Source organism: Bartonella sp. AA9NXGY, from assembly GCF_042196845.1.
In the GTDB taxonomy this organism is placed as follows: domain Bacteria; phylum Pseudomonadota; class Alphaproteobacteria; order Rhizobiales; family Rhizobiaceae; genus Bartonella.
Genome location: NZ_JBHIRB010000009.1, coordinates 40,237 through 52,631 on the forward strand (window position 1 = coordinate 40,237; position 12,395 = coordinate 52,631).

The window sequence follows — 12,395 nt, forward strand, 5'->3', positions numbered from 1 at the left end:
TGACGATGATTGATGATAATTCAATTTCTCCAGGAATTTCTTGGTATGAAGATACTTTAAAAGAGCGCCCCTCTTATCCTTCTTTTTGTGAAAACAGACAGTGTGATGTTGCCATTATTGGAGGCGGATTTACGGGTCTTTCGGCTGCTTATCATTTAGCCAAGGCTGGAGTAGATGTTGTTTTATTTGAAGCATCACGTTTTGGTGATGGTGCTTCAGGGCGCAATGGTGGACAGCTGGGAACAGGGCAACGGCAATGGGTAGAAACATTAGAAAAAAAGTATGGTTTTGAGCGCAGTAAGGCTCTGTTTGATTTGGCAGAAGAAGCTAAAAGAGATATTTTAGCTTTATGCGCAATGCCTAATTGTCCGTGTGATTTGATAGGAGGACAGCTTTCTGTAACTCATAAAAGGCGTGAGCTTCTCTCTTATCAACGGCATATTGAGGCGATGCAGCGTTATGGCTATCACGCGCTTACTTTTATGGATAAGGCTGAAACATTTGAGCGACTTGGATCAACTTTTTATTGTGGTGGTATTTATGATGCGGATACCGGTCATATAAATCCCTTAAAATTGATTATTGGGTTGGCAAAAAGAGCACAAGATGCTGGTGCTAAGCTTTATGAGAAGTCACAAGTAACGACCATAAGGCGCAAGGGAGCACATTGGAAAGTAATAACAGAAAAAGGCAGTGTAACAGCAGAGCATGTTTTACTTGCAACAAATGGGTATAAACTTGGTCTGGAGCGTTTTATTGAGAAAAATATTGTTTCTATTCGCTCTTATATTGGAGCAACGGACCCATTACCAAAGCATAGTTCAATTCTTATAGGGGGGGAATCGGTTGATGATTCCCGTTTTATGGTTCGCTATTTTCGCAAAAGCATTGATAATCGTCTCTTATTTGGTGGTGTAGAAAGTTATGATAATAAGCATCCTCTAAATTTAGATGAACGTATAAAACGGCAAATTGTTGAAATTTATCCTCAATTACATTCTATCAATTTAAGCCATCGGTGGGGAGCAACGGTTGCCATCACAGTTGAACGCATGCCCTATGTTCGCCAACTTTTCTCAAGGATGACTTATTGTGGTGGTTATTCAGGGCATGGCGTTATGCTGGCTCCTTTCGTGGGAAAATTATACGCAGAATGGTTAACTGGAAAATATGAACGTTTTTCCTATTTCCAAGACTTAAAGATTTCATCTTTTCCGGGGGGACGCGTTTTGCGTTATCCGCTTATATTTTTAGCAATGCGTTGGTTTTCTTTATTGGATCGCCTTTAATGTAAACATTGCTTGAAATGAAGAAAATTAATGGCTTATTTAGTATCTGTCTGCTTTAATGATGAAAGCTTTTATAAGTGATATGGGATTTCATAATCGAATAGAAAAATAAACAAGTTCATGGTGCGTAAAATTATTCCAGTTTCTTCCTTTGATTGTATTGTTTTTGGTGGCAATGGTGATCTGGCGTTGCGCAAGCTTTTGCCGGCTTTGTATCATTGTCAGTGTGCTGGGCAATTCAGTGAGCCAACACGTATTATTGGGGTTTCGCGCACTTTCTTAAGTTGTGAAGAATATCAAAATTTTGTTCGCATTTCTTTAGAAAAACATATCCATCCAAAAGATCTCAATTCAACAGAACTCAATCGTTTTCTTGCACGTTTAACTTACGTTTCTGTTGATGTTACCTCAAATCGAGGGTGGGAGGATTTAGCCCTCCTTCTGTCACAAGATTCAGCGGATATTCGAGCTTTTTATTTGGCTGTTGGTTCGTCACTTTTTGCTGATATTGCGATGAAGTTGGAAAAAAATGATTTGGTGACACCACAAACACGGATTATCATTGAAAAACCAATTGGTTGCGATGTAAAAACAGCTATTTCACTTAATGATGTATTTGCAAGCGCCTTTAATGAAGAGCAGATCTTTCGTATTGATCATTATCTTGGGAAGGAAACTGTTCAAAATTTAATGGCATTGCGGTTTGTTAATACACTTTATGAACCGCTATGGAACTCCAATTATATTGATCATGTTCAAATAACCGTTGCTGAATCTTTAGGGTTAGAAGGGCGTACAGAATATTATGAAAGCACTGGTGCTTTACGCGATATGGTTCAAAACCATATGCTACAATTACTTTGTTTGGTTGCGATGGAAATACCATTTACCAACAGTGCTAATGCTGTGCGCGATGAAAAACTTAAAGTTTTACATTCTTTAACACCGCTTGATGTCCATAATGTAGGGCAGCATACTGTACGTGGGCAGTATCTTTCTGGTCTATCAAATGGTATATCGGTAGAGTCTTATTTTGATGATCTGGGAAGAGTGAGTAAGAGTGAAACATTTGTAGCACTTAAGGTTAAGATTGATAACTGGCGTTGGGCTAATACGCCTTTTTATTTACGAACAGGTAAGCGCATGTTCACGCGAATGTCTGAAATTGTTGTGGTTTTTAAACCTATTCCTCATAATATTTTTAATGTGGATTTAGATGAAATTTTTTCTAATCGGCTTGTAATTCGTCTCCAACCTGATGAAGGTGTAAAACAATGGTTGATGATTAAGGATCCAAGTTATGGCGGTATGCGGTTTTGTCACATTCCATTAGACATGAGTTTTGCTTCTGCATTTTCTGAACGTAATCCTGATGCTTATGAACGTTTATTAATGGATGTTATTCGTGGAGATCAAACACTGTTTATGCGTCGTGATGAAGTTGAGGCTGCTTGGCGTTGGATTGATCCAATCATTGAGGGATGGGAAACAATACAACAGCCTGTTCATAGTTATAACGCTGGTTCGTGGGGGCCGTCTGCTTCGATGAGCCTCATGGAACGTGATGGGCGTATATGGAACAATTTAGTTTAGAGCAATAAGTATGTATAGAATGAATATTGACCGTTTAGATTTTGAAACCCCTCAGACTTTAGCCTTGGCATTGGCAGATCGAGTAGCCGCAGAGCTTAGTGTATCTGTTCTTGAGCGCAAGAGAGCAGTTTTAGCGGTGTCTGGTGGTAAAACACCAGAATTGTTTTTTCATTATTTATCAAAAGCGGATATTGATTGGCAAAATATTATTATCACTTTGGTCGATGAACGTTTTGTTCCTACACACGAGGAACGTTCAAATGAACATATGGTACGGTGTCATTTGTTACAAAATTTTGCCGAAAAAGCACGTTTTGTAGGGCTTTATCATAAAACAATTACTGCTGAACTTGCTGCTTTTTCAGCGGCGAGTCGTGTTAATACTTTGCCTAAACCCTTTGATGTTGTTGTTTTAGGAATGGGGGAGGATGGACATACGGCATCTTTTTTTCCTGATGCTGATCGTTTAAAGCAAGCGCTTGATTTACGAACACAAGCACTTGTTTTACCCCTTCATGCTAAGAGTGCTGTTGAGCCAAGACTCTCACTAACTTTGCCAGTTATTATGCAATCTCGTTGTATTATTCTCCATTTCGAAGGTTTTCAGAAACGCGATTGTTTTGAAGAAGCTTGTCAAGACGGGTCTGAAATAGAAATGCCTATTCGGGCAATTCTGCGTAATTCCCCTCATCTCGTTCAGGTTTATTGGTCGCCTGCAGAAAATGAAATAAGTGAATCAAAATATGTGACACAAAGTGAATAAAACGTAATCTCTCTCAATGAATGAGGGGAAGAAACAATGAAAGGGGGAGAGAAATATGGCACTTTCCAAGACAATTGCCACAGTTACACGAAGAATTTATGAACGTTCTCGATCAACACGAGAAATTTACTTAGATCGTATTGCGAAAGCACAAGTTCATCGCCCCAAACGGAGTTTTTTAGGATGTGCCAATCAGGCTCATGGCTTTGCTGCTTGTGGTGCAATAGATAAAGAGCGTTTGAAGGGAAATATCGTTGGGAATATTGGTATTATCACGGCATATAACGATATACTTTCAGCACATCAACCTTTTGAAAAATTTCCTCACTTAATTAAAGAGTCGGCCCGTATGGTTGGTGGTGTTGCACAGGTTGCAGGTGGTGTTCCCGCGATGTGCGATGGTGTTACGCAGGGAAATGCGGGGATGGAGCTTTCCCTTTTTTCGCGTGAAGTAATTGCAATGGCAACAGCTATAAGCTTATCACACGATGTCTTTGATGCAGCATTGTATCTTGGGGTGTGTGATAAAATTGTGCCAGGTTTATTGATTGGTGCCCTAACATTTGGTCATTTACCAGGAATTTTTATAGCTGCTGGTCCTATGACAAGTGGTCAAGGTAATGATGAAAAAGCAAAGATACGTCAACTTTACGCGGAAAATAAAATAGATCGCCAAACACTTCTAGCATCGGAAGCACGTTCTTATCATGGGCCAGGAACATGTACATTTTATGGAACAGCTAACTCTAATCAGGTGATACTGGAGATGATGGGGCTTCATATGCCTGGAGCTTCTTTTATTAATGCGAATACACCGTTGCGTGATGCTTTAACAAAAGAAGCTACGAAACGTGTACTTGAAATGACAGATCTTGGTGATCATTATAGTCCACTTGGTATGATCATTGATGAGCGTTCTTTTGTGAATGCCATTGTAGGATTAAATGCAACAGGAGGTTCTACCAATCATGCGATTCATTTGATTGCTATGGCTGCTGTTTGCGGTATTAAATTGACATGGCATGATATTGCAGAAATTTCATCCGTTGTGCCTCTTTTAGCGCGCATTTATCCTAACGGTTTAGCAGATATTAATCATTTTTACGCTGCGGGGGGAATGGGATTTATTATTCGCGAGCTTATCGAGGCAGGTTTGGTACATGAAGATGTTTCTACGGTTTTTGGTAAAGATCTCAATGCTTATGCAATTGAAGCAAAGCTTTCTGCTGATGGTCATGTGGTGCGTGAAGCGGCTCTTAAGGAAAGTGGTGATCATAAGGTGTTAGCGGGGTGGAGAAAGCCATTTCAGCTTGATGGTGGTCTTCGTGTTTTATCAGGAGATTTGGGAACAGCTATTATAAAAGTTTCCTCTGTTAAACCAGAGTATTGGCAGATTAAAGCACCAGTCTTTGTTTTTAATGATCAAGAGGAACTACAAAAATCTTTTAAATCTGGAGTGTTGCATAATAAAGACTTTATCGCTGTCATTCGCTATCAAGGACCAAAAGCCAATGGTATGCCAGAGCTTCATAAATTAACGACCATTTTAGGCGTTTTACAAGATCGCGGTCAAAAGGTAGCATTGATAACCGATGGGCGTATGTCAGGAGCGTCAGGAAAAATTCCTGCTGCTCTCCATGTGACACCAGAAGCAGTGGATAATGGCCCCATTGCACGTTTGCAGGATGGTGATATTGTTTTTCTTGATGCTCATGAGGGTAAATTAACCCTTTTGGAGGATTTAGCAAAATTTAACGCGCGAAAAATCATATCTCCGGATCTTTCAAAAAACGAACATGGTGTTGGACGCGAACTTTTTCATGTTTTTCGTCAATCCGTTAATCGTGCAGATCAAGGGGCATCTGTTTTTATGACATGAAAAATGCAAAAATAAATAAGCTGAATCATATACAATGAAACCATATACAAGGAATTGTTACAATTTTTAGAATTTTGGTATCGGCAGATTGTGTGATCGCGCGGCGGCTTTGAGTGTATTAACCATAAGCATGGCAATTGTCATTGGTCCAACGCCTCCTGGAACAGGGGTGATCGCAGCAGCTTTTTCTTTTACGTTTTCAAAATCGACATCACCAACAAGACGTGTTTTCCCTATACCTTTTTCTGGTGCAGCAACGCGGTTAATACCTACATCAATAACAATTGCACCATCTTTTATCCAGTCTTTTTTAATCATTTGTGGGCGGCCTACAGCTGCTACTAGAATATCAGCGCTTCGACACACATCATCAAGGTCACGGGTACGACTATGGGCAATTGTCACAGTGGCATTGGCTGCTGTTAAAAGGGCAGCCATAGGTTTTCCAACAATATTAGAGCGTCCAACAACGACAGCATCAAGTCCAGATAAATCTCGTCCACAGTGTTGTTCAATCATCATCATGGCACCAGCTGGAGTGCAGGGAATAATTGCATCTTCAAGTGCATTTGCCGCGAGTTTTCCTACATTAATATAATGAAAACCATCAACATCTTTTTGGAAAGCAACGGCTTGTGTTATGCGATTTGTATTCATATGAGCAGGGAGAGGCAGCTGTACCAAAATACCATGAATTTTGGGATCAGAATTTAATGTTGCAATAAGTTGAAGGAGTTCTTTTTCTTGCGTTTCTTTGGAAACGGCATGTTTGATTGAAAGAAACCCACATTCTTCGGCTTTTTTATTTTTTGAGGTGACATATACTTGACTTGCAGGATCATCTCCAACGATAATAACAGCGATACTAGGTTGTATATTATAGTGATGGCGGAGCTTTGCTGTTTCGGCCTTAACTTTCACAATAATCTCTTCAGCAAGTTTTTTTCCGTCGATAATATTATTCATTCAGAGATCCTTTCGGTAAGGCTGTTTGTTTTTTTTTTGTAAAGCATTTTCTAATAATACGATAGAGTTTTATAGCAATATTCATATGAGAACAGTAAGAATGGTTTTATAATGTTGTGGATTTATAGTTTTGAAGACTTTTAAATAATTGCTTTATAAAGAAGCAGCAACATTGCTGTTTGAATAAATTTTGGATAAAGAACAAAAATAATGAAGATACAAAGTGGATATAGTGAATTATAGGGTTATAAAAACTTTTTATGATCATTTAAGTTTGTTTTTAATCTGTTATAGGGGGATAAGTATAGAGGGATAATGTGCGCATCAGAATAATAAAATTTTTGAGCGGAGTTTTTATTACAATTATCTTTTTATTTGGAGTGGGGATTCTCGTTTTACCTTATCTTATTTCTACAGATGCGATTCGTATTCGTTTAGCGCAGGATTTAAGTGCATGGACGGGTTACAATGTGCAATTGCGTGATCCACCGCGGTTACATCTTTTTCCTTATCCTAAAGCATTTCTTTCTGGCGTTACTTTAACATCAAAAATGGATGATGTTGCGCCATTAATGGAAGCTGAATCAATAGAAGTTGATCTTTCTGTCGTCGATCTTCTTTGGGGACATATTTCTTTTTCAGAGACGCGGATTATGCGTCCTCAATTTGTTATGGAAAAGCCTGTTAAAACAATAGCAGATTTTTTTGATCGGTTTTCTCGCTCACAAGGTGCATTAGGGGTGGCAATACGTAATACGCGTGAAATATTAAAACATAATCCTGAGCATCCAGAGATAGAGCACCTTTTAAAACAACCTTTTGGACGGATTGTCATTAAAAATGGTGTTCTTGTGTATCACGATAGTTTTTCAGGAGTAGCAGAAAAAATAACAGGATTAAATGCAACTTTAGATTGGCCGGAATCAACTCAGGAAGTACGGTTACGTGCAGATGCGCGTTGGCGCGGAGAGTTTACAAAATTATCACTTGATGCTTCTCAAGCATTACTGCTTCTTGCTGGAGGCAAAAGTCATATTAGGGCAAGTCTCAATTCTGTACGTGGGGGAATAACTTTTACAGGAAAGGCTCGATTATCTGAATATTATATTTTTGACGGAAAAGTGTCAATGCGTTCTCCTGGATGGAATCAGACATTGTCTTGGGTTGGTGGAAATCAGTTTTGGGGACATAAATTAAAAATACCCATTGTATGGGAATCTCATTTTTTAGCGCAGCCAATGCATATCCAAATGAACAATGTTACATTTACGATGGGGAAAGCCAATGCGCGAGGAGCTTTAAAACTCGATTTTCAAGATTATGTACCAAATGTCATGGGCTCTTTAGCCTTTGATAATCTAGACCTTAGCCTCTTGGGTTCAATGTTTTTTTCAGGTAAAAAGAAAAATGCCTGCTTTGACATGAGAACTTTTGATTGTATTGGCGTGGATATACGACTTTCTGCGCCACAAGCTAAAATAGGAAATATTTCACTCACAAATTTAGCTGCTGCAATACAAATAAGAGATGGTCATGGTATTTTTGATCTTGGACATGCGAATATTTTTGGTGGATCTGTGCAAAGTAATATTGAAGTTACTTCAGCTGGACAGAAAGTGCGTATTGGAGGAAATATTTCAGGTGCTTCTATTGATATGCAGGAGACTTTAGAAATCTTGGGATTTATTCCATTTATACAAAGCAAAACGAATTTTACTGCAACGGTACGAACACTTGCTGATTCTTGGCCAGAAATTTTTACGAAAATGCAGGGTGAGTTAACACTGAAGATGTCTTCTGGTCGGCTATTAGGGTATGATCTGAATGAATTACAAACAAGACTTTCAAATAAACAACAATTTCTTTTAATGAATAATGATACTTTTTCAACAACATTTGATCACTGGGATATTCAGACAAGCTTTTCAGAAGGTATGATGAAGGTAACAGAGTCATTAATGCGTACAGCAGACTTGAGCTTATCCATTCAAGGAATCATTGCAACTGCTATTGCGCAAGGGAAGGAAAATGAACTGATATTACAGGCACAACTACGCAAAAACTATAGATCAGAAACTTTATGTAAAGATGTCCAATGTCTTGCTAATAGCCTTGCATGGCCTTTTACATTTTCTCTAAGCTCTAAAGGACAAAATCATGGCGATTTTTGGGTTACAAAAGATATTAACACAGATTGAGTATCGTTTTTCATCTGTATAATATTCTATCCTATAATGGTAATTCGTCTTTTTGCAACTTAAAATTGTCTTTTAAATTTAAATCAGAGCTCCCATTATCGGAAGATTCTCTCATTTTAAATCCGTTCGTCGTGAAGCAGTAAAAACCATCCTCACCGTCATAATAAGTGAGGTTGGTATAGATAAATGACTGAAGAGAGGAATAAAAAACCTTCTTATGGAATCTTTCAAATACAAGAGATTCATAATATCGGTGCTAATCTTATAAAAATTGCTAAAAAACATTAAAATTTTAAGGAGGATGTTGGCCAGTGCTTATTGAATCGCAGAAGAAATACCATAGCCATCTTTGGTAATTGTATGCTTCCCGTCGGCTCCAACAGAACCAATTCCCACTGTAATCAAAATAAAGGCTAAGAGGGTTGTAATCGTAATAATTGTAGCTTTTTTAGCAGACATATTTTTCCTCCACGGATGCATCAATGACTGAATGCAAAGATGAATGGTGCATTATTTAAACTTTTATGAAAGCAGAATCACTTAAGGATCTATAAGTTCCTATTATTATCTCATAAAGCTAAAAAAACTCTATAATTCTTTAATATATTATAGTTCTATAGATATAATTTTTTCTTTTTGCTATATATTTTTCTTCATTTTCTCGATGACGATAGTGAGCATTGGCAAAATTTTTATGCGCATAAATTATAAACTTAAAAGATTATTTATCCGGCAGACATTGGCTTTGAATGAAGAAATAAAGATAGAGGGGGCACAAGCTTCTTATCTTATGCATGTTTTGCGTATGAAAGAAGGAGCAGAAATTTTACTTTTTAATGGACAGGATGGTGAGTGGCTTGCTAAACTTATCACTGTTAAGAAAAAATTTGTTGTGGTTCAGCTTATCCATCAAGAAAGATTACAAACGACGCATTCCAATCTTATTTATTGCTTTGCTCCACTCAAAAATGCGCGGTTGGATTATATGGTGCAGAAAGCTGTTGAAATGGGGGTATCGATTTTGCAGCCTGTTATAACGCATCATACGCAGGCTACGCGTATCAATATGGCGCGTATGGAAGCCAATGTTATTGAAGCTTCTGAACAGTGTGGAATTTTATCTCTTCCTAAATGCGTATCGGCTCTATCATTAGCAGAACTTTTAGCACAGTGGGATGAGACACAGCCTTTATTCTTTTGTGATGAAGAGCATAAATTGCATAATCCATTACCTTCTTTTAAAAAGCGTGACGTTACAACACCTGGTATTCTTATTGGACCGGAAGGTGGCTTTAGTGAAGAAGAGCGGAGCTTTTTAAAAAAACATCCTTTTGTGTTTCCAATATCACTAGGTCCGCGTATTTTACGCGCTGATACTGCCGCTGTTGCTGCTTTGGCTCTTCTTAATGCTACCGTGGGGGATTGGGCAATGGATTGAGAAATCTGTAAAATCATTCTAAACAATTTATTTAAGATGATGATACCAATTATAGGATACGGTAAGTTATGGCGCTTGATATAACTGATGAAAGTGAAATTTATAACTTAGATTCTTTGGTTAGCTATTTCCAAGGGGGGTATAAAGCAGAAGATGATTGGCGCATTGGTACAGAACATGAAAAATTTCCGTTTTATAGAGATGGTTTTCACCCTGTTCCTTATGAAGGAGAGAGGGGAATCCGAGCGCTTTTAGAGAGGATGCAAAGCGCCTTAGGATGGAAACCTATTTTAGATGAAGAGAATATTATTGGGCTCGTAGGATCAGTTGATCAGGGAGCCATTTCTTTGGAACCTGGGGGACAATTTGAATTATCTGGTGCACCATTAAAATCAGTAAGCCATACATATTACGAGTTGATGGAGCATTTAACTCTTCTCAAAAAAATTGCAGAACCATTAGGTATAGGTTTTTTAGGTCTTGGAGCTAGTCCAAAGTGGACTTTAGCTGAAACGCCGCGAATGCCTAAATCACGTTATCAGATTATGACTGATTATATGCCTAAAGTGGGGTATAATGGTCTTAATATGATGTATCGCACATCAACAGTTCAGGTTAATCTTGATTTTTCATCTGAAAGTGATATGCGGCGAAAAATGCAAGTATCCATGAAGTTACAGTCCATTGCAACGGCATTATTTGCAAGTTCGCCCTTTACAGAAGGGCGCCCAAATGGCTTTTTATCGTGGCGTTCTGAAATTTGGCGTAATACGGATAATCAGAGGACAGGCGTTCTGCCCTTTGTATTTTCTGAGCGTTTTGGTTTTGCTGATTATGTTGAATGGGCCCTTGATGTTCCAATGTATTTTGTTGTGCGGGATGGTCGTTATTATGATTGTACACACATAACGTTTCGTCAGTTTATGAATGGAGCATTAAAAGGACAAGTTGCAAATTCAATTCCAAACATGGGAGATTGGATTAATCACTTATCAACGTTATTTCCTGAAGTCCGCTTAAAAAGATTTTTAGAAATGAGGGGAGCTGATTGTGGTTCTTGGAAGCGCATTTGTGCGTTGTCGGCTTTTTGGGTTGGGCTTCTTTATGATAGGGAAGCACTTAATGAGGCAGAGGCTTTGACAAAAGATTGGTGTTTTGAAGAAGTTTTAGAGTTGCGCCAACGCGTTCCTAAAGAAGGGTTAAGAACTCCTTTTCGTCAAACTATTCTTTTAGAGTTAGCACGTCAAGCTCTCGCTATTGCTCGCAAAGGCTTAAAAAATCGCAAACAGTATGATACGAATGGTTTTGATGAAACAAATTTTCTTAATCCTCTAGAAGAGGTTGTTGCAATGGGACAAACAGATGCTGAAAAATTTTTGTCCCATTACTATTCTATTTGGAATGAGTCGGTAGAACCTTTATTTTTAGAATGTGCCTATTAAATTTGAAGCAAAGATACTTCCTACTTTTTTAAAAATGCATATCACCGTGGTGGTTCATTCACTCATTTGCTCTAGAGAGCATATCCTATCTTTCTTTTAACATTTCTCATAACGGAAAGGATACAATACAAAAATTTCTTGGGGAGTGTGATTTTTATACCCAATAATATCACGATATTTCCGTAATCATAATGTTGTCCCTTTGTACAAAAGATAGTTCATAAGAGATAAAGCTTATTATCAAACATTTTTTATTCACTTGGCTAAGCCTACTTATGAATAGGTCTGAAAATTATATTTTTTACTTTTAAAAGGGATAAAAAATATAATTTGCGGTTAATAGTCAATTATTATAATTCAATATACGATGCTTATATGAAAGAGTATTTTATTATACAAAAATTACGATATCAATCTTTCAGTGCGCTAAAAAGACAGTAGAAAAAATACCGATAGATCTATGTATGTATAACTCAATTTTATTTTTATAAAAAAAATAAATATATTATGTAAATAGATAGAAATAAAGATTATTATATATAATGAATGTGTTAATTACATCATTAAATATTGATAAATAAAAAATATTATCTTCATAGAGTTATATGAAATTATAAGCTATTCATAGATAAGAAATAACTATTTGTATGCAAAGGGGTATTATATTAAAATACTATTATTCTTGATAAAGAGGCACGAGATAAAGAGATTGAGCTTGTAACGAATGAGTGTTTGAATACGCACAAAAATTCAAAAAAGCACAACATTTCTATAGCAGAATAATCTTTATCAGTATGAGCGCAACTTATTATAGGCAATTAATCATC

Annotated in this window: 9 protein-coding genes; 7 read left to right on the forward strand and 2 right to left on the reverse strand. The window is 37.4% G+C overall.

The features are described from left to right. Window positions 1-5: 5 nt before the first annotated feature. The 4 genes from ACFIM6_RS05940 to edd all read left to right on the forward strand — a co-directional run bounded on the left by ACFIM6_RS05940 (window position 6) and on the right by edd (window position 5,524). Window positions 6-1,289, forward strand: coding sequence for an NAD(P)/FAD-dependent oxidoreductase (locus tag ACFIM6_RS05940; protein WP_375612109.1), 1,284 nt, complete (start codon window positions 6-8; stop codon window positions 1,287-1,289). 120 nt (window positions 1,290-1,409) lie between these two features. Then, window positions 1,410-2,882: a glucose-6-phosphate dehydrogenase gene (gene zwf / locus ACFIM6_RS05945; protein ID WP_375612070.1), complete on the forward strand. Its 1,473-nt coding sequence runs from the start codon at window positions 1,410-1,412 to the stop codon at window positions 2,880-2,882. A 10-nt stretch (window positions 2,883-2,892) separates the two neighbouring features. Continuing rightward, a complete protein-coding gene (gene pgl / locus ACFIM6_RS05950; protein ID WP_375612071.1) occupies window positions 2,893-3,645 on the forward strand; it encodes a 6-phosphogluconolactonase in 753 nt (250 codons plus the stop codon). A 55-nt stretch (window positions 3,646-3,700) separates the two neighbouring features. Continuing rightward, entirely contained in the window at window positions 3,701-5,524 is a 1,824-nt protein-coding gene (gene edd, locus ACFIM6_RS05955; RefSeq protein ID WP_375612072.1) for a phosphogluconate dehydratase, read from the forward strand. A gap of 66 nt (window positions 5,525-5,590) precedes the next feature. On the opposite strand, the gene folD is transcribed toward edd, so the two are convergent. Next, the gene (gene folD / locus ACFIM6_RS05960) at window positions 5,591-6,490 is read right to left on the reverse strand and encodes a bifunctional methylenetetrahydrofolate dehydrogenase/methenyltetrahydrofolate cyclohydrolase FolD (protein ID WP_375612073.1); all 900 of its coding nucleotides are present in this window, start codon (window positions 6,488-6,490) and stop codon (window positions 5,591-5,593) included. Between the two features lie 317 nt (window positions 6,491-6,807). On the opposite strand from folD, the gene ACFIM6_RS05965 reads away from it, so the two are divergent. Then, a complete protein-coding gene (locus tag ACFIM6_RS05965; protein WP_375612074.1) occupies window positions 6,808-8,688 on the forward strand; it encodes an AsmA family protein in 1,881 nt (626 codons plus the stop codon). 315 nt (window positions 8,689-9,003) lie between these two features. Here the strand turns inward: ACFIM6_RS05965 and ACFIM6_RS05970 are convergent, their stop codons facing one another. Further along, entirely contained in the window at window positions 9,004-9,147 is a 144-nt protein-coding gene (locus ACFIM6_RS05970) for a hypothetical protein (RefSeq protein ID WP_273790383.1), read from the reverse strand. Between the two features lie 235 nt (window positions 9,148-9,382). Between ACFIM6_RS05970 and ACFIM6_RS05975 the strand changes: the two genes are divergently transcribed. Both ACFIM6_RS05975 and ACFIM6_RS05980 read left to right on the forward strand, forming a co-directional pair. After that, window positions 9,383-10,126 carry a 16S rRNA (uracil(1498)-N(3))-methyltransferase gene (locus tag ACFIM6_RS05975; RefSeq protein WP_375612075.1) on the forward strand — a complete coding sequence of 248 codons (744 nt, stop codon included), beginning with the start codon at window positions 9,383-9,385 and terminating at the stop codon, window positions 10,124-10,126. Window positions 10,127-10,194: 68 nt separating this feature from the next. Next, window positions 10,195-11,568: a glutamate--cysteine ligase gene (locus ACFIM6_RS05980; RefSeq protein ID WP_375612076.1), complete on the forward strand. Its 1,374-nt coding sequence runs from the start codon at window positions 10,195-10,197 to the stop codon at window positions 11,566-11,568. Window positions 11,569-12,395: the final 827 nt, after the last annotated feature.

Coding starts and splice junctions, on each gene's coding strand:
- ACFIM6_RS05975 (WP_375612075.1), top strand. CDS start 9,383: ATGCGCATAAATTATAAACTTAAAAGATTATTTATCCGGCAGACATTG.
- edd (WP_375612072.1), top strand. CDS start 3,701: ATGGCACTTTCCAAGACAATTGCCACAGTTACACGAAGAATTTATGAA.
- pgl (WP_375612071.1), top strand. CDS start 2,893: ATGTATAGAATGAATATTGACCGTTTAGATTTTGAAACCCCTCAGACT.
- ACFIM6_RS05980 (WP_375612076.1), top strand. CDS start 10,195: ATGGCGCTTGATATAACTGATGAAAGTGAAATTTATAACTTAGATTCT.
- folD (WP_375612073.1), bottom strand. CDS start 6,490: ATGAATAATATTATCGACGGAAAAAAACTTGCTGAAGAGATTATTGTG.
- ACFIM6_RS05940 (WP_375612109.1), top strand. CDS start 6: ATGATTGATGATAATTCAATTTCTCCAGGAATTTCTTGGTATGAAGAT.
- ACFIM6_RS05970 (WP_273790383.1), bottom strand. CDS start 9,147: ATGTCTGCTAAAAAAGCTACAATTATTACGATTACAACCCTCTTAGCC.
- zwf (WP_375612070.1), top strand. CDS start 1,410: ATGGTGCGTAAAATTATTCCAGTTTCTTCCTTTGATTGTATTGTTTTT.